Source organism: Mesorhizobium sp. ISC25, assembly GCF_042295465.1.
GTDB lineage: Bacteria > Pseudomonadota > Alphaproteobacteria > Rhizobiales > Rhizobiaceae > Mesorhizobium.
The window spans coordinates 3,898,280-3,921,175 of sequence record NZ_CP135441.1 but is presented as its reverse complement, the minus strand read 5'-3'; the positions used below and the strand labels follow the sequence as shown (position 1 = coordinate 3,921,175).

Sequence of the window (22,896 nt, the reverse complement as noted above, 5' to 3'; positions counted from 1 at the left end):
CCAAAGCCTATTGCGGAAGCATGTCCTTGAGACGAAGCAGCGCGATGCGCTCGACCTGTCTGCAGGCGGTTTCGAATTCGACATCGTGGCTGTTGCCGATACGCGCCTCGAACTCGGCCAGGATCTCCTCCTTGGTCTTGCCTTTCACCGCAATAATGAAGGGGAAACCGAAACTGGTGACGTAGGCGGCATTGAGTTTTGCGAACAGCTCGCGCTCCTTGTCGGTCAGCGCGTCGAGGCCGGCCGAAGCCTGTTCCCTCGACGATTCCGCCGTCAGCCGCTTGGCCTGCGCCAGTTTTCCGGCAAGGTCGGGGTGGGCGTTGAGAACTGAAAGCCGCTCGGCCTCGCTCGCCGCGCGAAAGGCGCGGCAGAGCGCATTGTGCAGCCCGCCGGCACTGTCATGCGCCGGGCCGAGCTCCAGCTCATAGGCGCGCTCGGCAATCCAAGGCGAATGCTCGAAGACGCCGCCGAATGTGTGGACGAAGGCCTCGAATTCCATTTTCGACGGGCGCAGCGCCGGCAGCCGGAACGGATGCGTCTCCTGCCAATGTCTTGCAATGTCGATGCGCCGTGCCAGCCAGACCTTGTCGTGTGATTTGACGTAGTCGATGAAGCGCTTCAGTGCCGCGACCCGGCCCGGCCTCCCAACCAGGCGGCAGTGCAGGCCGATATTCATCATACGCGGCCGCCCTGCCTTGCCCTCGGCATAGAGCGTGTCGAAGCTATCCCTGAGATATGCAAAGAACTGGTCGCCGGAGTTGAAGCCCTGCGGCGTGGCAAAGCGCATGTCGTTGGCGTCGAGCGTATAGGGGATGACCAGCTGCGGCTTCGCCGACCCGTCCGGTGTCACATGCTCGAACCAGTAAGGCAATTCGTCGTCATAGGTGTCCGACACATAGTCGAAACCGCCTTCTTCCGCTGCCAGACGCACGGTGTTGATCGAGGTGCGGCCGGTGTACCAGCCGGTCGGCCGCGCCCCTGTGACCTCATAATGCAGCCGGATCGCGGCTTCCATATCGCGGCGCTCGTCTTCTGGCGCGTGGTCGCGGTAGTCGATCCATTTCAGCCCGTGCGAGGCGATCTCCCAGCCGGCCTCCTGCATCGCCGCGACCTGGTCGGGCGAACGCGCCAGGGCCGTGGCGACGCCGTAGCAGGTGATCGGCACCTGTGCCTCGCCGAACAGGCGCAGCAATCGCCAGAAGCCGGCACGGGCGCCGTATTCGTAGATCGATTCCATGTTCCAGTGGCGCTGGCCGGGCCAGGGCGCGGCGCCGACGATCTCCGACAGGAAAGCCTCCGAAGCCTTGTCGCCGTGGAGGACGCAATTCTCGCCGCCCTCTTCGTAGTTGACGACGAACTGCACCGCGACATGCGCCCCGCCGGGCCATTTCGGATCCGGCGGATTGGCTCCGTAGCCGCGCATGTCTCGTTCGTAACGCATTCTCGCTCCTGCCGGAAAGTGTGATCAGAATAGTCGAAAGGAGTGCCTGCGCATTCCCCCGAAATTTTTGAAAGTGTTTTTGTCGCGCTCCGCTCGACCGGGACTTATGCATCGCCTTTAATTGGCGCACAATTCATGAATAGTGTTCGACCGTGCAAGGAATGGAGCAGCCAGTGGCGGAAACGTCGAAAGCCGAAGGCGGGCGCCTGACGACCCATGTCCTCGACACTGCGGCCGGCAAGCCGGCGGCCGGTCTGTCGATCGAGCTCTATCATCTTGACGGCCAGGCCCGGACGCATCTGAAGACGGTCGTCACCAATGATGACGGCCGCTGCGATGCTCCGCTGCTTGCCGGCGCGGAATTCCGTACCGGCGAATACGAGCTGATCTTTGCGGCCGGCGATTATCTGCGCCGGCAAGGGACAAAACTGCCGGAACCGGCCTTCCTCGACCATGTGCCGATCCGCTTCGGCATGGCCGAGCCGGTGCACTATCATGTGCCGCTGCTCCTGTCGCCTTTCGGCTATTCGACCTATCGGGGAAGCTGAGATGGCTGGGATCAAGACACGCAACGAAATCCGCTTCATCCTCAATGGCGAGGACGTCGCGCTCGACACGGTTGCACCCGACCAGACACTGCTCGATTGGCTGCGGCTCGACCGCTCGCTGCGCGGCACCAAGGAAGGTTGCGCCGAGGGCGACTGCGGCGCCTGCACGGTGCTGGTCGGCAGGCTCTCCGGTGGAACACTGGTCTATGAAAGCGTCAATGCCTGCATCCGCTTCCTTGGCTCGCAAGACGGCACGCATGTCGTGACCGTCGAGCATCTGCGCGGCGACGCAGGAAAACTGCACCCCGTGCAGCAGGCGATGGTGGATTTCCACGGCTCGCAATGCGGCTTCTGCACGCCGGGTTTCGTCATGTCGCTTTATGCTCTGTGGATGCGGTCGCCGGAGCCGTCGGACGCCGCCATCGAAAAGGCGCTGCAGGGCAATCTCTGCCGCTGCACCGGCTACGAGGCGATCATGCGCGCCGCACGTGCCATCTCCAGCTACGGCAAGGCGGCAAAGGATCCGCTGGCGGCGGAGCGCAAGGCAGTCACGGCCAAGCTCGAAGCGATGAAGGACGGTTCGCGCATCGAGATCGGCTCGGGCAACAAGCAGCTGATCGTGCCGGCCAATGCCGACGATCTGGCCAGCGTGCTGGTCAAGGAGCCGAGCGCCACTATCGTTGCGGGTTCGACCGATGTCGGCCTTTGGGTTACCAAGCACATGCGCGATATTGCGCCGGCGGTTTTCATCGGGAACCTCGATGGTCTGTGCGGGATGTCCGAGGACAAGGGCGTCATCTCGATCGGCGCCGGTGTCACCTATAGCGAAGCCTTCGCGACGCTGGCGAAGCGCATCCCGGCGCTAGGCCCGCTGTTCGACCGCATCGGCGGCGACCAGGTGCGCAACATGGGCACAATCGGCGGCAATATCGCCAACGGTTCGCCGATCGGCGACACGCCGCCGCCGCTGATCGCACTCGGTGCCCGCCTGACGCTGCGCCGCGGCGACAAGCGGCGGACGATCCCACTCGAGGATTTTTTCATCGCTTATGGCCGACAGGACCGGCAGCCCGGCGAATTCGTCGAGGCCGTGCATGTTCCGGTGCCGGGCAGCGAGACGAAATTTGCCGTCTACAAGATCACCAAGCGCCGCGACGAAGACATTACGGCAGCGCTAGGCGCGTTTTTCCTGAAGCTCGCCGAGCATGGCACGGTGGCGGATGTGCGCATCGCCTATGGCGGCATGGCGGCAACGCCGAAGCGAGCCTTTGGCGTCGAAAAGGCATTGCTTGGCAAGCCCTGGACGGAAGCGACGGTCGAGGCGGCGATGGCCGCGTACGCCGGCGATTTCACCCCGCTAACCGACATGCGGGCAAGCGCCGAATACCGGGCGCTGGCGGCGCGCAACCTGCTGCTGCGCTTCTTTGCCGAAACCACCGGCACCCGGGCGCCGATCCAGGTATCACGGCACGAGGCGGCATGATGAACAAGCACGCCACCCCAAACCTGAAAGCGCAAAAAATCGCCGGCGGCGTCGCCACCGACCAGCGCCATGATTCCGCGCACAAGCATGTCAGTGGCACGGCCGTCTATATCGACGACATGCCGGAACCGGCCGGCACGCTGCACGGCTGCCTTGGGCTTTCGACGGCGACGCATGCCACCATCACCAGCATGGACCTTTCGGCGGTGCGCGCCGCACCCGGCGTCATCGATGTGCTGACCGCGAGCGACGTGCCAGGCGAGAACGACATTTCGCCGACCGGCCGTCACGACGAGCCGGTGCTGGCCGACGGCAAGGTGCAATTTTTCGGTCAGCCGATCTTCTGCGTCATCGCCGAAACCCGCGAGCAGGCGCGCCGCGCGACGAGGCTGGCCAAGGTCGAATACAAGGAATTGCCGTTCGTCGCCGATGTCAGTGAGCTCGATCCCCGGAAAGACAAGCTGGTCACGCCGCCGCTGACGCTGAAGCGCGGTGATGCAGCGGCGGCGATCAACGCGGCGCCGCGCCGGCTGAAGGGAAAAATGCGCATCGGCGGCCAGGAGCATTTCTATCTCGAAGGCCATATCGCCTTGGCCATCCCTGGCGAGGACCGCGACGTCACCATCTATTCCTCGACCCAGCACCCGAGCGAAATCCAGCACATGGTCAGCCATGCGCTCGGTATTCCGAGCCACGCGGTGACGGTGGAAATCCGCCGGATGGGCGGCGCTTTCGGCGGTAAGGAAACGCAAGGCAATCAGTTTGCGGCATTGGCTGCTATCGCCGCGAAGAAACATCATCGGGCCGTGAAAATCCGGCCCGACCGCGACGACGACATGATCGCCACCGGCAAACGCCACGATTTCCTCGTCGACTACGAGGTCGGCTTCGACGACGAGGGCAATATTCTGGGCGTAGATTTCATGTTCGCGGCGCGCTGCGGCTTCTCGGCCGACCTCTCCGGCCCGGTCACCGACCGCGCCCTGTTCCATTGCGACAACACCTATTTCTGGCCGGCGGTGCACGCGCAATCGGCGCCGCTCTACACCAATACGGTATCGAACACCGCCTTTCGCGGCTTCGGCGGTCCGCAAGGCATGGTCGGCGCCGAGCGCGTCATCGACGAAGTCGCGTTTGCCGTCGGCAAGGACCCGCTCGAAATCCGCAAGAAGAATTTCTACGGCACCAGCGACCGCAACATCACGCCCTACCACCAGACGGTCGAGGACAACATCATCCACCGCATCGTCGCCGAGCTGGAGGCGAGTTCCGACTATGCGAGGCGCCGCCGCACCATCGATGCTTTCAATGCCAACAGCCGCTTCATCAAGCGCGGACTGGCGCTGACGCCGGTCAAGTTCGGCATCTCGTTCACCGCCACCCATTACAACCAGGCCGGCGCGCTGGTGCATGTCTATACCGATGGTTCGGTTCATCTGAACCACGGCGGCACTGAGATGGGGCAGGGCCTCTACGTCAAGGTGGCGCAGGTTGTGGCGGAAGAGTTCCAGATCGACCTCGATCAGGTCAAGATCACCGCGACGACGACCGGCAAGGTGCCGAACACCTCGGCCACCGCCGCGTCTTCCGGCTCCGATCTCAACGGCATGGCGGCGCAGAACGCCGCCCGCCAGATCAAGGACCGGCTGACCAATTTCGCCGCCGAGAAATACCAGGTGCCGCGCGACCAGGTGCTGTTCCTGCCCAACCGCGTGCGCATCGGCAACCAGGAGATCGCCTTCGCGGATCTCGTCAGGCAGGCCTATATGGCGCGCATCCAGCTTTCGGCGGCGGGTTTCTACAAGACGCCGAAAATCCATTGGGACCGCGACAAGGGCGAGGGCCACCCCTTCTACTATTTCGCCTATGGCGCCGCGTGCTCGGAAGTCTCGGTCGATACGCTGACCGGCGAATATATCGTCGAGCGCACCGACATCCTGCACGAAACCGGCCGCTCGCTGAACCGCGCCATCGATCTCGGCCAGATCGAGGGCGGCTTCATCCAGGGCATGGGCTGGCTGACGACGGAGGAACTGTGGTGGGACGACAAGGGGCGGCTGCGCACCCATGCGCCATCGACCTACAAGATCCCGCTCGCGTCGGACCGGCCGAAGATTTTTAATGTGACTTTGGCTGACTGGGCGCAAGCAGGCGAGCCGACGGTGCACCGCTCTAAGGCGGTCGGCGAGCCGCCCTTTCCGCTCGCAATGTCGGTGCTGCATGCGCTGTCGGACGCAGTGGCGAGCGTTGCCAGCCATAAGATCTGCCCGCGCCTCGACCCGCCGGCCACGCCGGAGCGTGTGCTGATGGCGATCGAACGGCTGAAGCGGGAAGCCAAGACCGGCACTTGAATCCCGGAAAACGTGCAATTCAGGCCGAAAAACTCTATATTTCCCAATAGGGAACGCGAATGATGGACGCGAAAGTGCAGAGTCTGAAGGCCTTTCTTGCCGGTGCCGGCCGGGTCGCCTTGGTTGAGGTGGCCGGGACAAAAGGTTCGACGCCGCGCGAAACGGGTGCCTTCATGCTCGTCTCAGGATCGGCCACTTTCGGCACGATCGGCGGCGGCCAGCTCGAATATATGGCGATCGACAAAGCGCGGCAGATGCTTTTCTCCCCCCTTGAAGGGGGTGAGGAGCGGTCGGCCAATGGCCGAGAAAAAGCCAACGATTTGGCTTTTTCAGCGACGAACGCCCGGAGCCATAGCGAAGGGCAGGCCGCGGAGCGGCCAGAGGGGGTCGTCTCAGAAGGTACCGCCAGAGCGTCGAGCACTGCCGCGGCGACCCCACCCGACGGCTTCGCCGCCACCCTCCCCTCAAGGGGGAGGGATATCCGCGCCACCCTCGACATCGCGCTGGGCCCGGAGATCGGCCAATGCTGCGGCGGCAGGGTCGAGCTGCTGATCCGGCTGGTCGACGCCGCGCTTGAAGCCAAGCTTGTTGCGGCGGCGGCGGCCGAGGAGGCGCAGCTGCCGCATGTCTACATCTTCGGCGGCGGCCATGTCGGCCATGCGCTGGCCTCGGCGGTGGCTTTGCTGCCGGTGCATGTCGTCGTTGTCGAGACGCGAGCCGAGGCGCTGGAGGGCATGCCGGATACGGTCGAAACCAAGCTGACGCCGATGCCTGAGGCAATGGTGCGCGAAGCCCCGGCTGGATCCGCCTTCGTCGTCCTTACCCACGACCATGCGCTGGACTTCCTGATCGTCGCCGAGGCGCTGAAACGCCGGGATGCCGCCTATGTCGGCATGATCGGTTCCAGAACCAAGAAGGCGACGTTCCGGAACTGGTTCCTCAAATCGGCGGACGGAAACGAGGCGGAATTTGCCCGCCTCGTCTCGCCGATCGGCGGCGGTGCCGTCAAGGACAAGCGCCCGCAAGTGATCGCCGCACTCGCCGCGGCCGAAATCATGACGGCGTTGGCCGCTCACGCGATAGCACCGGCAGCGCCGTCCAAAGCCCGTCGCGGCAAGGCGATGGCGGGCTGACGTTTCCTGCTATTCCTTCTCCTGCGTGTGAGCCTCCAGGAACCACAGTAATTTGTCGAGCGAGCGCGAATAGGCGGTGAAGATGTCGGCTGTGTCGGCGTCACCCGCGCCAGCCGCTTCGTCGATTGCCGCGCGTGCCCGCTTGGCGGTTGCGGCATACCGGTCGATCAGCGCCGCCAGGTGATCCCGGGTCTTGTGGATGTCGGTCGGATAGGCCTCGAGCATAGTCGCCTTCGAGACCTCCTGCGAGGTGCCGAGCGCCGTGCCGCCGAGCTGTACGGCGCGCTCGGCAATGGTGTCGACATGGCCGTCGATCTCCTCGCGGAACGTGTCGAGCATCTCGTGAATGGCGATGAATTGCGGTCCCTTGACGTTCCAGTGCGCCTGCTTGGTGATCAAGGCCAGATCGATGGCGTCGGCGAGGCGGGCATTGAGAAGGTCGATACACTCTTTCTTGGCATTGGATTGCAGGTCGTTGCGGGTGGCGATGGCATCCATGATCGGCTCCTGTGGCGGTAGCGTCCGCGTGGTTTGAAGAGGGCGAAGTTTGGGATGGTCAAATCGAATATGCGCGCAGACGCCCTCATCGCCGCGCGGCACAGCATCCCAAAACGGCGATCTCCGACTTTCGTTCCGCTCGTCGTTTACGCCGGCCTTTTCAAGCCCAGATGGTCGCGCAGCGTGCTGCCTTCATAGTCCGTGCGAAACAGCCCGCGCCGCTGCAATTCCGGCACGACTAGCGTGGCAAAGGCATTGAGTTCGCCGGGAAAATAGGACGGCATGATGTTGAAACCGTCTGCCGCGCCACCGTCGAAGCGTGCCTCGAGCTCGTCGGCGATCTGGGCCGGCGTTCCGACGACGCGCCAATGGCCGCGCGCGCCGGCGAAATGACGGGCAAGCTGGCGAATGGACAGGTTGTCGCGGCGCGATTGTTCGATGACCAGCGCTTGCCGGCTCTGCATGCCTTCGCTGGCCGGCAGCTGCGGCAGCGGTCCGTCAATGGGATAGCGCGAGAGATCGGATATGCTGAGATAGCTGGAAAGCAGCGCGACGCCGACATCGTCCGGTATCAGCTCCTGCAGTTCATCATGTTTTGCCCGGGCTTCCGCTTCGCTTGCCGCGACGACCGGCGCGACGCCGGGCATGATCTTGATGTCGTCCGGCTTGCGCCCATGGGCCGCGAGCCGTCCCTTGAGGTCGTCGTAGAAGGCCTTCGCTTCCTCGAATGTCTGCGCCGCCGTAAAGACCACGTCGGCGGTCCGGGCGGCGAGGTCGCGACCCTCGTCCGACGCTCCCGCTTGCACCATGACCGGTGCACCTTGTGGCGAGCGCGGCAGATCGAGCGGGTCACGCACCGAAAAACTTCTGCCTTCGTATCCACCCTGGCCTCGCCAAAGGCCGGCAACCACCGCAGCGAATTCGCGCGCCCGCCCGTAACGGTCCGCATGCGGGCGCAGACCGGTCGAGCCGAAATTGGCGGCCTCGATATGGCTGGCCGAGGTGACAAGGTTCCAGCCCGCACGCCCGCCGCTCAGATGATCGAGCGACAGGAAGGTCCGCGCCAGCCCGTAAGGCTCGTTATAGCTCGTCGACGCCGTAGAGACGAGGCCGACGCGCTCCGTCTGCACCGCGAGCGCCGCAAGCAGGCTGATCGGCTCGAAGCCGATCGAGCGCGACGTTTGGCTGGCGATGTTGACATTGGCCTCGCGCACGCCGGCGGCGTCCTCGCAGAAGATCATGTCGAACTTCGCCGCCTCCGCCGTCCGCGCCAGCTGGATGTGATGGTCGATGTCGATGCCGGCCGTGACATGCGCCTGCGGATGGCGCCAGGCGGCGATGTGGTGGCCTGTCGCCCACAGGAAGGCGCCGAGCTTCATCTGGCCTCGACCGGCGCTCATTGCCGATCCTCCCCTGCAAGCCCGAGATGGGCGCGCAGTGTCGCCGCGCTGTAGCCGGACCGGACAAGGCCGCGGCGGCGAAGCTCCGGCAGCACGAGACCGATGAAATCGTCGAGCGCCGACGTGAGCGGCGTGTCGATGTTGAAACCGTCGCAGGCTTTCGAGCGAAAGCACTCTTCGAGCCTGTCCGCAAACATGTCCGGCGCGGCGGTTATTTCGGCGCTGACGGTAACGTTCATCAGCACCTTCAGCGCCTCCGGCCTGCGCCCGAAGGCAAGCGCACGGCGCTTCAGATCGCCAGCCCAGTCGATCGATCGCTCATCCAGCAGGACGACATCGGCGGTGCGGGCGGCGATATCCATGGCGGGCTCGGACAGGCCGGACATGACCAGCACCGGCGTGTCCTGCGGCGACCGCGCCACGTTGAGCGGCCCGCGCACGGAAAAATATTCACCCTTGTGGTCGAGAAGGTGCATCTTCTCGGGATCGAAGAAGCGCCCGCCAAACTTGTCGAACAGCAGCGCGTCTTCGTCCCAGCCTTTCCACAAGCCCTGCACAATGCCGATGAATTCCTCGGCGCGCAGGCGGAAATCGTCGCCGGAAAACCCGTCCGGTCGGCTGAAATTGGCCGCCTCGCGCGGGTCGGGCATCATGCTCGCGTTCCAGCCGGCGCGGCCATGGCTGATAATATCGAGCGAGGCGAAACGGCGCGCGAGATTGTAGGGCTGGTGGGCGACCGTCGAGGCCGCGGCGACGAGGCCGATCCTGCTTGTCACCGTCGCCAGGGCCGCCACCAAGGTCGTTGCTTCGAAGCGCATTTGCCGGTTCAGCCCGCCTGCAACCGGCGCGGAATCGCCGAGCAACACCATGTCCAGACCGGCCGCTTCGGCTTCTTGCACGAACCGCGTCAGCAGACTGAAGTCCGGGCCGGCGTCGGGCGGATGGGAAGGGGCGGCTTCCGGAGACAGTGAAACGGCGAGACACATTGTGGCGCCGTTGGCCATCGCTTTTCCCTGTTGAGCGAGATTCCTTGGGAATTATCTCGTCGGCTGGACGGAAAGCAACCGGCCAGCGGGCGATCATTTGCCGGCCAGAATATCCCTGATCAGCCGCTGGCAGCGCTCGGCCATGAAATCGAGCAGCAGCCGCACCTTCGGATCCTGCAGCTTCTTGTGCGGGTAGACGGCGGCAAACTGCACCGGCGTCGGCGGCGTGTTACTCAGGATCACCTTCAGCCGCTGGTCGCGGATAAACGGCTCGACCTCGAAGCGCGGCTTGTTGATGATGCCGCGGCCGGACAGCGCCCAGCCGGTCAGCACGTCGCCATCATCGGTATCGTAGGGGCCGTGCACCTCGAACTTTTGCGGGCCGTTCGGCGTCTGCAACGTCCAGACATATTCGCGCGCGCCCGAATAGCGCAGCATCAGGCAATCGTGTTTCTTGCCAATCAACTCCTGCGGCTCGGTCGGCTCGCCGCGCACGTCCAGATATTCCGGGGCCGCTACCAGCACGCGCTCGCATTCCATGATGCCGCGCATCCTGAGGCTGGAATCCTCGATGATGCCCAGCCGGAACGCAACGTCGATGCCTTCCTTCATGATATCGACATTGTGATCGGAAAGCCGGAGCCGCACCTCGATATCTGGGTACCTGTCGTGGAAATCCGGGATGCCGGATGCCACCAGCCGCCGCCCGAGGCCGAGCGGCGCTGTCACCTTTATGGTGCCGCGCGGCTGGCCGGATAACGCGCTGACCGCCGCTTCCGCCTCGGTGACCGCCTCCAGCACCTGCTTGGCGCCGGAGTAGAACACCGTGCCGTGCTCGGTCGGCATCAATTGCCGCGTCGTACGGTTGAACAGCCTGACGCCCAGGTGCTTCTCGAGCTCCTTGATCCGGTTGGAAGCGACCGCCGGCGAAATGCGCATGTCGCGCCCAGCCGCCGACAAATTGCCGAGCTCGACGACGCGGACAAAAACGGCGATATTATCGAGATAGGCCATGCGGCTTTCGTCGCTCTCATGTGGCTGCGTATGATCAGCCTAGTATTTTCCAATTTTTTTTGAAAGTCATCGTGCGCCTCGGCCCTTTCCGTTTGCGCTCCAGTCCGTAAAGTCAGTGGATCGGCAGGGACGATTTTTCATGATGGATTTCGCGATATTCTGGGATTGGCTGAGTTTCGCCGTGCGCTGGCTGCACGTCGTTACCGGCATCGCCTGGATTGGATCGTCCTTTTATTTCGTCGCGCTCGACCTCGGCCTGCGCCAGCGTCCGGGCATGCCTGCCGGAGCCTTCGGCGAGGAATGGCAGGTGCATGGCGGCGGCTTCTACCATGTGCAGAAATATCTGGTGGCACCGACAGAGATGCCCGAGCACCTGACTTGGTTCAAATGGGAATCCTACGCCACCTGGCTGTCGGGCTTCGCCATGTTGTGCGTCGTCTACTATGCCGGGGCGGACCTGTTCCTGATCGATCCAAATGTGCTTGCGATGTCGGTGCCTACAGGCATCTTGCTGTCGCTGGCGACGATTGGCGTCGGCTGGGTGGTCTACGATCTCTTGTGCCGTTCGCCGCTCGGCAACAGCGACACTGGCCTTATGCTGGTGCTCTACGGCGTGCTGGTATTCATCGCCTGGGGACTGACCCACCTGTTCACCGGGCGCGCCGCCTTCCTGCATCTTGGCGCCATCACCGCGACGATCATGTCGGCCAACGTTTTCATGGTCATCATCCCCAACCAGAAGATCGTCGTCGCCGACCTGATCGCCGGCCGTAAGCCCGATCCGAAATACGGCAAGATCGCCAAGCAGCGCTCGCTGCACAACAATTACCTGACGCTGCCGGTTTTGTTCCTGATGCTGTCGAACCATTATCCGCTGGCGTTCGGGACAGAGTTCAACTGGGTCATCGCCTCGCTGGTGTTTATTATCGGCGTGCTGATCCGGCACTATTTCAACACCAGGCATGCGCGCAAAGGCAATCCGACCTGGACCTGGCTGGCGGCCGCCGTCCTGTTCGTCGTCATCATATGGCTGTCGACGGCACCGAAGCTGCTGACCGGCGAGGCGAAGGCGTCGTCGGCGGCCCAGGTCTATGTCGCCTCGGCGCACTTTCCTGCGGTGCGTGATACGGTGCTTGGCCGCTGTTCGATGTGCCACGCGGCGGAGCCGTCCTACGAGGGCATTTACCACGCGCCGAAGGGCGTGATGCTCGATACCGATGCCGGCATCGCCGAGCACGCCGGCGAGATCTACCTGCAGGCCGGACGCAGCCACGCTATGCCGCCCGCCAACGTCACCCAGATCACCGATAAGGAACGGGCGCTGTTGGTGGCATGGTTCGAAGGCGCAAGGAAATGACCAGCACGCTGCTGCGCGGCCGCACGCTGTCGTTCTTGCGCTGGCCCGAAACTGTCGACGACCATTCCGCCTGGCGTTACGAGCAAGATGGCGGCTTGCTGCTCCGCGACGGCAGGATCGTTGCCGCGGGCGCCTATGCCGAGGTCGAGAAAAAGGCGGGCGAGGGAACAAAAAAGATCGACCACAGGCCGCATCTGCTGCTGCCCGGGTTCATCGATGCGCATGCGCATTTTCCACAGATGCAGGTCATCGCTTCCTTCGGCGCCGAGCTGCTCGACTGGCTGAACACCTACACTTTTCCGGAAGAGACCAAATTCCAGAACGCCCAGCATGGCCGCCGTATCGCCAGGCTGTTCCTGGATGAAGTATTGCGTCACGGCACGACGACTGTCGCAGCCTATTGCTCGGTACACAAGGAATCTGCCGAAGCGTTCTTTGCCGAGTCGCACGACCGCAACATGCTCAACATCGCCGGCAAGGTGATGATGGACCGCAACGCTCCGGAGGGCGTGCTCGACACGCCGCAATCGGGTTATGACGACAGCAAGGCGTTGATCGAGGAGTGGCACGGCAAGGGGCGCCAGCACTATGCCATCACCCCGCGCTTCGCCATCACTTCGTCGCCCGAGCAATTGGAGATGGCGGGCGCGCTCTGCCGCGAATATCCTGATCTGCACATGCAGACGCATCTGTCGGAAAACCACGCCGAGATCGCCTTCACGCAGCAGCTCCATCCGCAGGCGCGCGACTATACTGATGTCTATGAGCATTACGGGCTGCTCGGGCGCAGAAGCCTGTTCGGCCATTGCATCCATCTGTCGGAACGCGAGGCGGATGCGCTTTCCGATAGCGGCTCGGTGGCGGTGTTCTGCCCGACCTCCAACCTGTTTCTCGGCTCGGGCCTCTTCGATTATCAGCGGTATCGCCGCCGCGAGAAGCCGCTCCGCATCGCCGCCGCTACCGATGTTGGCGGTGGCACCAACTATTCGATGCTGCGCACCATGGACGAGGGCTACAAGGTGGTCGCGCTGAACGGCGAGAAGCTCAATCCGTTCCAGTCGTTCTGGCAACTGACCCGCGGCAATGCCGAGGCGCTGTCGCTTGTGGAAAAGATCGGCACCCTGGAGGAAGGCAGCGACGCCGATATCATCGTGCTCGACGCCCGCGCCACGCCGGCGATGCGGCTGCGGGTAGAGACGGCGGACACGCTCGCCGAGGAATTGTTTCTGCTGCAGACGCTCGGCGATGACCGCGCCGTGCGCGAGGTCTATGTCGCCGGCCGCGCGGCCAAGACGGATATGGCGGTTTAGCCGTCGTATGCGGCCGGCTTGACCGGGCGGCAGCCATCCGCCAAAGCAACAGGCGAGATTGACAGGGGAACGACATGGCCGTTGCGGACGACATCGCTCTGATCAAGAAGCAGGAAGCCACGCTTGTTTTCTCCGCCTTCGATGAAGTTGTCGCTTTCGAGATCGGTTCGGCGATCCGCGATCGGGCTCTCAAGGAAAACCTGCCGATCATCGTCGATATCAGAACCTTCGACCGGCCGCTGTTCTATGCGGCAATGCCCGGCTCGAACGCTTCCAATCCGGACTGGGCGCGGCGCAAGATCAACGTGGTGCGGCGGTTCCTGAAAAGCACCTACCGCGTGGTGCTGGAGCAGCAGCGCCCCGACCGCAGCTTCAAGCCCGGCGAGGGGCTGGACGTTGCCGACTACGTGCTGGCCGGTGGCGGCTTTCCCATCACTGTCAAGGGCGCCGGCGTCATCGGCGTGATCGCCGTCTCGGGCCTGCCGGAGCGTGAGGACCATGGCGTGGTCGTCGATACGCTGTGTGAGTATCTCGGCATCAATGCGCGCGAGCTGGCATTGCCGGCGGAAGCAAAATGACAGAGGTAGACCCCAAGCCCTTTCTGATTTCGATCTTCAACGCCGCCGTTGCCGCCGCCGATCCCCAGAGGACGATCAAGGATCATTTGCCGGCAAGGCCGAAGGGCCGCACGATCGTCATCGGTGCAGGAAAAGGCTCGGCGCAGATGGCAGCGGCTTTCGAGAAAGTGTGGGACGGGCCGATCGAAGGGCTGGTCGTCACACGCTACGGCTATGGCGCGGCCTGCCGGCGCATCGAGATCATCGAGGCGGCGCATCCAGTGCCGGATGCCGCGGGGCTCGAAGCCTCGCGACGGCTGCTCGAAAAAGTCCAGGGACTGACTGCGGACGACCTCGTCGTGGCGCTCATTTCGGGCGGCGGCTCGGCGCTGCTGCCGTCACCTGCCGAAGGTCTGACGATGGCCGATGAGATCGCCGTCAACGAGGTGCTGCTCGCCTCCGGCGCGCCGATCGCCGCGATGAACACCATCCGCAAACATCTTTCCTCGATCAAGGGCGGCAGGCTGGCGGCCGCCGCATATCCTGCCAAGGTGGTCTCGCTGGTTGTTTCTGATATTCCGGGCGACGATCCGGCTCTGGTCGCTTCTGGTCCGACCGTGCCGGATGTAGGCAGCCGTGAGGACGCATTGGCATCGATCGCTGCCTATGGCATGAACCTGCCGGTTTCGGTCATGGCGCATATCAATTCGCCGGCGGCCGATGCGCCACGTCCGGACGACCCGCGTTTTATCCGCAACGAGGTGCATCTGATCGCTTCCGCCGGCGTCTCGCTGGAAGCCGCAGCGGCCGAAGCGAAGCGCCAAGGCATTCAGGCGGTCATTCTCTCCGATTCCATCGAGGGCGAGGCGCGTGAGGTCGGCGGCGTCCACGCCGCGATCGCGCGCGAAGTGGCGACGCGCAACCGGCCATTCGCAAAGCCGGTGCTAATCCTGTCGGGCGGCGAGACGACGGTGACCTTGCGCGCGAAAGGCAAAGGCGGCCGTAACTCGGAATTCCTGCTCGCCTTCGCCATTGGGATCAGCGGCATGGCCGGCGTCCACGCACTGGCCGCCGACACCGACGGCATAGACGGTTCGGAAGACAATGCCGGCGCCTTCGCCGACGGCTCGACGGTGTCGCGGATGCGTATGGCGGGCGTCGATGCCAAGGCCATGCTTGCCGGCAACAATGCGTGGACCGCGTTTAACGCCGTCGGCGATCTTTTCGCGCCCGGACCGACTGGGACGAACGTCAATGATTTGAGGGCGATCCTGATCAGATAGGTTCAGGCCGCAATCAGCCTTTTCACCGCTCTCATATCCTGCAGGAACCGCTCGCGTTCGGCCTGCTTGTCCGCCGGCTCGCGAATGCGCAGGATGAAGGACGGGTGGATGGTGACGAAGACACGCAAGCCGTCGTCGCGCTCCACGACCGCCCCGCGCATCTTCATGATCGGCACCACCTTGCCGAGCAGCGCCTGCGCCGCCGTTGCGCCGAGCGCTACCGCCAGATTAGGCTTGATCAGATCGATCTCCTTGTCGAGCCACCAGCGGCAAGCCTGCACCTCGCCGGCGTTCGGCTTGGAGTGGATGCGCCGCTTGCCGCGCGGCTCGAACTTGAAATGCTTGACCGCGTTGGTGACGTAGACTTTCAGCCGATCGACGCCGGCATCGTCCAGGATCGCATCGAACACCTTGCCGGCCGGACCGACGAAAGGCTTGCCCGCCAGATCCTCCTGGTCGCCCGGCTGTTCGCCGACGAAGATCACCTTGGCTTTATCAGGGCCCTCACCGAACACGGTCTGCGTGGCGTCGTGCCATAGCGGACAGCGGCGGCAGATCTTGGCCGTTTCGCGCAGTTCGGGAATCGTCCTGGCGTCGATTTCTGTCGTTTCCGGGGATTTGCCGGTCGGCAAGCCTCTCGGCTGCACCTTGGCATGGTGCGACGTGGGGGTCGTCTGCATCCTGGCGATCATGGCTGATGCGGCCTTGTCCGCTCCTGCAATCAGAACCGGAATGAGCGAAGCCCACCGAAGGTTCCGTTGAATTTATTCGGCGTGGCCAACGTGATGCCTACACCTCGTGCAGATAGAGGTGATAATCCAGTTCGCTGACCGTGCGCGCCACGCGCAGATATTCCGACTGCTTGATCGCCACGAACGTCCGGTGCAGGTCTTCGCCCAATGCACCCTTGAGGAAGGCCGACGCCCTTGCCGCCTCGATCGCGGCACGCCAGTCGACCGGCATCGTCGTGCGCGTGACGGCCGATTCGTAGCCATTGCCGGTGGTTTCGGGACCGGGATCGAGGCCCTCGTCAAGGCCTTTGACGATGCCTGCCAGCACCGTTGCTGCCACCAGGTAAGGATTCGCGTCGACGCCCGATGGCCGGTGCTCGATGCGGCGGTTCTTGGCATCGCCGGCCGGCACACGCAGTGCCACCGAACGGTTGTTGACGCCCCAGGTCGGTGCCACCGGCGCATAGGATTGCGATACGAAGCGCCGCCATGAGTTGGCGTGCGGCGCAAAGACCAGCATCGATTCCGCCATCGTCTGGATCAGTCCGCCGAGCCCGCGCAGCAGCGGCAGCGACCAGCTTTCGCCGCCGGTTTCGGCAAAGACATTCTTGCCGGCATCGTCCAGCAGCGAGACATGAAAATGCATGCCCGAGCCGGCATACTTCTCGATCGGCTTGGCCATGAAGCAAGCGGTGACGCCATGACGGCGCGCCTGCGCCCGCACCAGCCGCTTGAGCATCACGAGATCGTCGGCCGCCCGCATCACGTCCTTGCGGTAGTTGAGCGTCAGCTCGTACTGGCCGGGCGCATATTCCGAGATGACCGTCTCGGCCGGGATGCCTTGCACCTTGGCTGCGGCGTAGATGTCGGAAAACAGCGGCTCCATGCCGTGCAGATGGTCCACGGAATAGACCTCCGTCTTGGCCGAGCGGCGTCCGTCAAGCACCGCGTGCGCCGGCTGCACCTTACCTTCGGCATCGCGCTCGTTGGCGAGCAGGAAGAATTCGAGCTCGAAGGCGCCGGCCGGATGCAGGCCCTTGGCCGCGAGGATGTCTACCTGGCGGGCGAGTGCCAGCCGCGGGTCGGAAGACATCGGCTGGCCATCGAGATGGTACATCGCCATCAGCACCTGGCCGCGCGGCGGCTGGGTGCCGAACAGCGGCACCAGTGTGCCGGGGATCGGCCACGCCCGCAGGTCGCCGTCGCCCGTCGTCCAGATCAGCCCGGTCTCGTGAACATCCTCGCCGGTGATGTCGAGGCCGAGGATCGAGATCGGCATGTGCCGGCCACCCTCGAAGATGCTCATCAACTCGTGCCGGCGCACGATCTTGCCGCGCCCGACGCCATTGGCGTCGGTCAGCACAATGTCGAACGCTTCGATCTCGGGATGAGCGTCGAGAAAGGCCTGCGCCTCGGCAGGCGTCGAGCCCGAAGGGGATGCCGTGACCAGGTTCAAACTTTGCTTGGGCGCTTGTTTCATGCCGCAAGCTTGTCTCACGCCGTAAGCTTTGCCGCAACCGCGCCGAAGGCGGTGATCAGCCGGTTCACCTGGGCGGCGCTGGTTGCAGGAGAGATCAGCATCATGTTGTGGAAGGGTGCGATCAGCACGCCGCGATTGACCAGCGCGACATGGATTGCCGCTTCGAGCTCCGGCGCATGCGCAGCTTCCGCTTCGCCGCCGTTCCTCAGCGGGCCCGGCGCGCAGATGAACTCGACACGGGCACCGACGCGAGCAACATGCCAAGGCAGACGATAGCGATCGATGACGGCAGTCAGCCCGGCGTCGAGCCGCCGCGCCAGATGGTCCATATGGCTGTAGTTCTCGTCGGTCATGACGTGTTCGAGCGTGGCGCGCATCGCTGCGAATTGCAGCGGATTGGCCGACAGCGTTGTCCCCATGCCGGAGTAGCCGGGCTCTTTCCGGCTGATATAAGCGGCATAGCGCGCCGCAACGTCTTCGCTCATGCCCCAGACGCTCGCCGGTACGCCGCCGGCAATCGGCTTGCCCAGCACGAACAGGTCCGGTTCCAGCCCGTATTTGCTTGTATAGCCGCCGGGACCGGTCGAGATTGTATGCGTCTCGTCGATTAGAAGCAGCGTGCCGGTCGCACGGGTGAGACGCCGCAAGCCATCATGAAAGCCGGCTTCGGGCAGCACCATGCAGGAATTGGTCAGCACCGGCTCGGCGATGACGCAGGCGACATCGTTGCCCCGGAGTGCCGCGTCGAGCGCCGGCAGATCGTTGAACTCGACGACATCAGTCGCACGCGTCAGGTCGCGGAACTCGCCGGCCAGTCCCGGTCGATTCACCGCTTTCCCGGCGACCAGCCGCACCATCGTCTCGTCGACCGAGCCATGATAACAGCCGTTGAAGACCAGTATCTTCTCCCGGCCGGTAACGGCGCGGGCAACGCGCAGCGCGAAGCGGTTGGCATCGGTCGCCGTCGTCGCGATCTGCCACAACGGCAAACCGAAACGCTGCTGCAGCAGCGGCCCGATGGCGAGCGCGTCCTCGGCAGGCAGCATGTAGGTCAGGCCGCGTCCGGCCTGCCGGCGGATGGCGCGTGCGACCGACGGCGGCGAATGACCGAACATCGAACCGGTGTCGCCAAGGCAGAAATCGTTGAGCCGGTTGCCGTCGATATCTCTGATGATGGCGCCCCTGGCACTATCGACGAGGATCGGGAACGGCGTCGGCCAGTCGTTCATCCAATGCATCGGCACGCCGCCGAAGAAGCAGGGCAGGCCATGGCCGATTTTCGCCATCGATTTTGGCCGCGCCCGGCGGAAGACTTCTGCCTCGGTCGCGCGCAACTCGGCGATCCGGGCCGGGCCGATGCCGCCGATGGAAGTCTTTGAATGGTTGATGACGTTCATGGAGGCCCTCTCAGTCGCACTTTAGACAATCGGCATCCGCCATCGCAATTGGCCGGGCGGCTGCCCTGTGTTGGGTCAGCGGTCATTTGAATGAAAACGGGCGCTTGACCGCGAGCCGCCTTCGGGCGCCAATGGTACTTCGGCTGGAGGGGACAAGATGGTGCGGGCGATCGTCTGCGCAGCAACGCTGCTGTCGTCGGTTGGTGCGGCTCTGGCGTCCGGCGGCATCTGGTGTTCCGCCGAGGATGCAGCCGTCAAATTTCAGGTCGGTGCCGGGGTCACCAGAGGCATGGGCGGGCCGACCTTCAATTTTAGCGGCGAGCTCGAAATTCTGGGCAGGCCGGCTGACGACAGTCTGCGTAAGACGGTATTCGGGGATCAGAACCTCACGCAATATTGGCTCGACAACAAGGAATTGCGGCTGCTCGTCTACCATGAACGGCAGGTCGAAAACGCCTACGGCTATGTCGAACTGGCGATCCTGACCAAGGCCAGCGATGAAGGCGTCTATGACGGCCGCTATTTGCTCTCGATCTATGATGTCACGGCCGATGCCGAAAAGGACGGCAAACCGGCTGAATTGACCGGCAAAGTATCTTGCGGAGCCGAGTAAGTAACAGGCTACGCCGAAATATCGATGACGCCGCAGTCGCCCGCCGCGCTGCCGAAGGCGACGCGGCGCTCTTCCTTGTCCCACATCATCGAGGTGACGGCGCCCTTGCCCGGCCTGCGCAACAGCACTTCCCTGGCGTCCGCGAAGCGCACCGCCATCACCATGCCGTCATCATAGCCGATAGCAACAACATCCTGGCTCGGGTGACAGGCGACGGAGGTGACCATCGCATTGCCGCGCGTGCCGAGTTCCAGGGGCGCCTTGCCCATCGGCCCGTCCTTGCCGGAAAACGGCCAGACGATCGCTGCCGGCGCGCCGGAACTCGCCAGCCATTTGCCCTTGGCGCTCCACGACAGGCTTTTGACCTTGCCGGGGTAGCCGGACATCCGCATGTGCTTGCCGTCGGCGAGCTTCCAGCCATGCAGCGCGTTTTCCTGCATGGTGGTGACGACGAAGCCGCCGTCCGGCGAGAAGGTGATGCCGGTGTGGGCACCGGCCCATTCGAGTTCGACCGGCTTGCCGTCGGCGGCCGGGAAATGCAGCGTCGCGCCATTGTAGCGGGCAACGCCGAAGCGCATGCCCTTGGGCGAGAAGGCAAGCCCCTCGACCGAGCGCGGATGCGAGAATTCCCTGGTTTTGCCGTCGGCAAAGCGCGCATAGGCAATCTTGCCCGAAGCATAGGCAATAGCGCCTTGCGGCCCGGCGGCGACGCTGGTTATCCATTTTTTGCCTGCGGTCGCCAATTCCGCTGTATTGCCGTCTGCGGTCACGGCAAAGATCTTGCCGTCCTCACCACCGGTGATCAGCCGGTCGTTCGCCGCATCATGGAAGGCGGCGAGCAGCCCGTCATTGGCCTGCCCCGTCTTGTGGCCATGGTCGAGCCGATGGATTGTGCCGTCAGCCAGCGCAAAATGCGGCACGTCGCCGAGGAACACGGCGGCGAGGCAGTGGCCTTCGAGATCGAGCGGGGCAACTGTGGGCATGAGAGACAATTCCGTTCGAGATTTCTGCTGCCTCACCCTTAAGGGGTTGAGTTGCGGGTCTCAACCCGTGCTTTTGGATCGTCGTGAGGAGAGACCGCCAGCGTTGCGGGCTGCCCCTTCTCCCCTTGTGGAGAAGGTGCTCGAGCAAGCTCGGTCGGATGAGGGGTGCTCCAGCTTGACGCCGACAGCGCTCCGTCCAACACCCTCAACCGTCTTGGGGCTACGCGCTGATCCACCTTCTCCCACAAGGGAGAAGGAAGAAGGGGCAGCTAAATCAAGCGGCCTGGCAGGCCTCGAAGCTTGTCTTCAGCCGCTCGGCGTCGAGTTCGCGGCCGATGAACACCAGCCGGCTCTCGTGCTTCTCGCCGTCCTTCCAGGCGCGCTGGTGGTCGCCCTCGATGATCATGTGCACGCCCTGGATGACATAGCGCTCGTCATCGCCTTTCAGCGCGATGATCCCTTTCAGCCGCAGGATGTTCGGGCCTTCCATCTGGGTGACCTTCTCGATCCACGGGAAGAACTTTTTCGCGTCCATCTCGCCGCCGCGCAGCGACACCGACTGCACGGTCACGTCATGGATGTCGGAAGGGTGCGCATGATGATGATGCCCGTCATGATCGTGGTGATCATGGCCGTCATGATCATGGTGATGGTGGTCATGATCATGATGGTCGTGATCGTCATGCGCCTCGAGGAAGTGCGGATCGTTCTCCAGCGCCCGGGACAGGTCGAACGCACCGCGATCGAGCACCTCGGACAGCGCCACGCTGGCGCGCGTGGTGCGATGGATTCGTGCCGCCGGGTTGATGGCGCGGATCGTTGCCTCCACCTTGCTCAGCTCTTCGGGGGTGACCAGGTCGGTCTTGTTGAGCACGACGACATCGGCAAAGGCGATCTGGTCCTCGGCCTCGCGAGAATCCTTGAGGCGCAGCGGCAGGTGCTTGGCGTCGACCAGTGCCACCACCGCATCGAGCCTGGTCTTGGAACGCACGTCGTCGTCCATGAAGAAGGTTTGTGCTACCGGCACGGGATCGGCGAGGCCAGTGGTCTCGACGACGATGGCGTCGAAGCGGCCGGGCCTGCGCATCAGGCCTTCGACGACGCGGATCAGGTCGCCGCGCACGGTGCAGCAGACGCAGCCATTGTTCATCTCGTAGATTTCCTCGTCGGATTCCACGATCAGCTCGTTGTCGATGCCGATCTCGCCGAATTCATTGACGATGACGGCGTAGCGCTTGCCGTGGTTTTCCGAAAGGATGCGGTTGAGCAGTGTCGTCTTGCCGGCGCCGAGATAGCCGGTGAGGACAGTTACGGGGATCTGCGTCTGTGCGTCGCTCATATTGTGCCTCGAATAGGGATTGTCGGCTCCATATAGGACGTGTGCTCGGCTTTTGCACGAGGCAAACCGGTGGGCCAAAGAGAGGCCGGTATTGCCGAACTTTCCTCACATTGCCGAACTTTCATTGGCGCGGGCTGGCGGTAGGGCCTAGATAGGCCGAGGATCATTTACGGGGGCTGTTCGCACTGAAGAGGCGCCAGATGTCCGACAAGTCCTTGCCACTAAGCCGTCGGCAGGCGCTCGGTCTCGTTGCGGTCACCGCCGGCGGCATATTCCTGCCCGCCGGCGCAAGGGCCGGGCAGGTTTCGCCCTATGCCGGGCTTGCCTTGTTCGAAGCCGGTGCCGGCGTCTGCGCCATCACGCCCGAGGTCACCGAAGGGCCGTTCTATTTCGACCCGAAGCTCGAACGCGCCAATATCACCGAGGGCAAGAAGGGCATCGCCCTCAATGTGCGGCTGCAAATCGTCGACGCCGACTGCCGGCCGCTTCCCGGCGCTCGCGTCGATATTTGGCATTGCGACGCCCAGGGCGCCTATTCCGGCTATCCCGGACAGGGCGACGGTCAGGATGTCGACACGTCCGGCCAGAGCTTTCTCCGGGGCTGGCAGGGAACCGATGGAAGCGGCATTGCTTCTTTCGCCACCATCTATCCCGGCTGGTATCGCGGCCGCACCACTCACATCCATTTCAAGATCTTCCCCGACGACCGCTCGGTGATGACCGGCCAGATGTTTTTCCCCGACAGCCTCAGCGAGCAGATATTCGCCACCGTCGCGCCCTATAACGACCGTCCCGGCAAACGCGACACATCGAACGCGCGGGATGGCATTGCGCGGCAGGCCGGGCCGCTGTCGCAGGCAGCGCTGCGAGAAACGGCGGACGCCTATCAGGCCTTGATGGTGGTCGCGGTGAAGGCCGGTTGAGAACGCCTCGCCACGTGCCATCCAGCCGTCACGGAAAGTCGTTTGTCATCTAACTGAAATAAACATCTG

General features: G+C 63.7%; 20 protein-coding genes. 10 read left to right on the top strand and 10 right to left on the bottom strand.

Annotation, left to right across the window (positions count from 1 at the left end; translation table 11 throughout):
• Positions 1 to 7: 7 nt before the first annotated feature.
• Positions 8 to 1,441 carry an allantoinase PuuE gene (gene puuE, locus RQ479_RS19340; RefSeq protein ID WP_376702244.1) on the bottom strand — a complete coding sequence of 478 codons (1,434 nt, stop codon included), beginning with the start codon at positions 1,439 to 1,441 and terminating at the stop codon, positions 8 to 10.
• Positions 1,442 to 1,614: 173 nt separating this feature from the next.
• Between puuE and uraH the strand changes: the two genes are divergently transcribed.
• The 4 genes from uraH to xdhC all read left to right on the top strand — a co-directional run bounded on the left by uraH (position 1,615) and on the right by xdhC (position 6,956).
• Positions 1,615 to 1,989, top strand: coding sequence for a hydroxyisourate hydrolase (uraH, locus tag RQ479_RS19335; protein WP_292656185.1), 375 nt, complete (start codon positions 1,615 to 1,617; stop codon positions 1,987 to 1,989).
• A gap of 1 nt (position 1,990) precedes the next feature.
• Positions 1,991 to 3,472, top strand: a complete 1,482-nt coding sequence (xdhA, locus tag RQ479_RS19330; protein WP_376702243.1) for a xanthine dehydrogenase small subunit — start codon at positions 1,991 to 1,993, stop codon at positions 3,470 to 3,472.
• A complete protein-coding gene (xdhB, locus tag RQ479_RS19325; protein ID WP_376702242.1) occupies positions 3,472 to 5,823 on the top strand; it encodes a xanthine dehydrogenase molybdopterin binding subunit in 2,352 nt (783 codons plus the stop codon). Before xdhA ends, xdhB begins: the two co-directional genes overlap by 1 nt.
• Before the next feature lie 62 nt (positions 5,824 to 5,885).
• Positions 5,886 to 6,956, top strand: a complete 1,071-nt coding sequence (gene xdhC, locus RQ479_RS19320) for a xanthine dehydrogenase accessory protein XdhC (RefSeq protein ID WP_376705976.1) — start codon at positions 5,886 to 5,888, stop codon at positions 6,954 to 6,956.
• Positions 6,957 to 6,965: 9 nt separating this feature from the next.
• On the opposite strand, the gene dps is transcribed toward xdhC, so the two are convergent.
• From dps to RQ479_RS19300, 4 genes are all read right to left on the bottom strand, one after another.
• Positions 6,966 to 7,454 carry a DNA starvation/stationary phase protection protein Dps gene (gene dps / locus RQ479_RS19315; RefSeq protein WP_023676226.1) on the bottom strand — a complete coding sequence of 163 codons (489 nt, stop codon included), beginning with the start codon at positions 7,452 to 7,454 and terminating at the stop codon, positions 6,966 to 6,968.
• Between the two features lie 146 nt (positions 7,455 to 7,600).
• Positions 7,601 to 8,854, bottom strand: coding sequence for an LLM class flavin-dependent oxidoreductase (locus RQ479_RS19310; RefSeq protein WP_376702241.1), 1,254 nt, complete (start codon positions 8,852 to 8,854; stop codon positions 7,601 to 7,603).
• Positions 8,851 to 9,858, bottom strand: coding sequence for an LLM class flavin-dependent oxidoreductase (locus tag RQ479_RS19305; protein ID WP_376702240.1), 1,008 nt, complete (start codon positions 9,856 to 9,858; stop codon positions 8,851 to 8,853). The genes RQ479_RS19310 and RQ479_RS19305 overlap by 4 nt, the downstream gene beginning before the upstream one ends.
• Positions 9,859 to 9,933: 75 nt before the next feature.
• Positions 9,934 to 10,854, bottom strand: coding sequence for a LysR substrate-binding domain-containing protein (locus RQ479_RS19300; RefSeq protein ID WP_376702239.1), 921 nt, complete (start codon positions 10,852 to 10,854; stop codon positions 9,934 to 9,936).
• 139 nt (positions 10,855 to 10,993) lie between these two features.
• On the opposite strand from RQ479_RS19300, the gene RQ479_RS19295 reads away from it, so the two are divergent.
• The 4 genes from RQ479_RS19295 to RQ479_RS19280 all read left to right on the top strand — a co-directional run bounded on the left by RQ479_RS19295 (position 10,994) and on the right by RQ479_RS19280 (position 15,361).
• A complete protein-coding gene (locus RQ479_RS19295; protein WP_376702238.1) occupies positions 10,994 to 12,211 on the top strand; it encodes a urate hydroxylase PuuD in 1,218 nt (405 codons plus the stop codon).
• Positions 12,208 to 13,521 carry a guanine deaminase gene (gene guaD, locus RQ479_RS19290; RefSeq protein WP_376702237.1) on the top strand — a complete coding sequence of 438 codons (1,314 nt, stop codon included), beginning with the start codon at positions 12,208 to 12,210 and terminating at the stop codon, positions 13,519 to 13,521. Before RQ479_RS19295 ends, guaD begins: the two co-directional genes overlap by 4 nt.
• 74 nt (positions 13,522 to 13,595) lie before the next feature.
• Positions 13,596 to 14,099, top strand: coding sequence for a heme-degrading domain-containing protein (locus tag RQ479_RS19285; RefSeq protein ID WP_376702236.1), 504 nt, complete (start codon positions 13,596 to 13,598; stop codon positions 14,097 to 14,099).
• Entirely contained in the window at positions 14,096 to 15,361 is a 1,266-nt protein-coding gene (locus tag RQ479_RS19280) for a glycerate kinase (protein WP_376702235.1), read from the top strand. The genes RQ479_RS19285 and RQ479_RS19280 overlap by 4 nt, the downstream gene beginning before the upstream one ends.
• Before the next feature lie 2 nt (positions 15,362 to 15,363).
• Here the strand turns inward: RQ479_RS19280 and RQ479_RS19275 are convergent, their stop codons facing one another.
• The 3 genes from RQ479_RS19275 to RQ479_RS19265 form a co-directional block, all read right to left on the bottom strand.
• Positions 15,364 to 16,041: a UdgX family uracil-DNA binding protein gene (locus tag RQ479_RS19275; protein WP_376702234.1), complete on the bottom strand. Its 678-nt coding sequence runs from the start codon at positions 16,039 to 16,041 to the stop codon at positions 15,364 to 15,366.
• Positions 16,042 to 16,150: 109 nt separating this feature from the next.
• Positions 16,151 to 17,572, bottom strand: coding sequence for a glutamine synthetase family protein (locus tag RQ479_RS19270; protein ID WP_376702233.1), 1,422 nt, complete (start codon positions 17,570 to 17,572; stop codon positions 16,151 to 16,153).
• 14 nt (positions 17,573 to 17,586) lie between these two features.
• A complete protein-coding gene (locus RQ479_RS19265; protein WP_376702232.1) occupies positions 17,587 to 18,969 on the bottom strand; it encodes an aspartate aminotransferase family protein in 1,383 nt (460 codons plus the stop codon).
• A 157-nt stretch (positions 18,970 to 19,126) separates the two neighbouring features.
• On the opposite strand from RQ479_RS19265, the gene RQ479_RS19260 reads away from it, so the two are divergent.
• Positions 19,127 to 19,582 (top strand): hypothetical protein, encoded by a 456-nt coding sequence (locus RQ479_RS19260; RefSeq protein ID WP_376702231.1) that lies wholly within the window; start codon positions 19,127 to 19,129, stop codon positions 19,580 to 19,582.
• Between the two features lie 8 nt (positions 19,583 to 19,590).
• Here the strand turns inward: RQ479_RS19260 and RQ479_RS19255 are convergent, their stop codons facing one another.
• The gene (locus tag RQ479_RS19255) at positions 19,591 to 20,565 is read right to left on the bottom strand and encodes a WD40 repeat domain-containing protein (RefSeq protein ID WP_376702230.1); all 975 of its coding nucleotides are present in this window, start codon (positions 20,563 to 20,565) and stop codon (positions 19,591 to 19,593) included.
• 274 nt (positions 20,566 to 20,839) lie between these two features.
• Positions 20,840 to 21,904: a CobW family GTP-binding protein gene (locus tag RQ479_RS19250; RefSeq protein WP_376702229.1), complete on the bottom strand. Its 1,065-nt coding sequence runs from the start codon at positions 21,902 to 21,904 to the stop codon at positions 20,840 to 20,842.
• Positions 21,905 to 22,104: 200 nt separating this feature from the next.
• Here RQ479_RS19250 and RQ479_RS19245 point away from each other — a divergent pair, with 200 nt between their 5' ends.
• The gene (locus tag RQ479_RS19245) at positions 22,105 to 22,827 is read left to right on the top strand and encodes an intradiol ring-cleavage dioxygenase (RefSeq protein ID WP_376702228.1); all 723 of its coding nucleotides are present in this window, start codon (positions 22,105 to 22,107) and stop codon (positions 22,825 to 22,827) included.
• Positions 22,828 to 22,896: the final 69 nt, after the last annotated feature.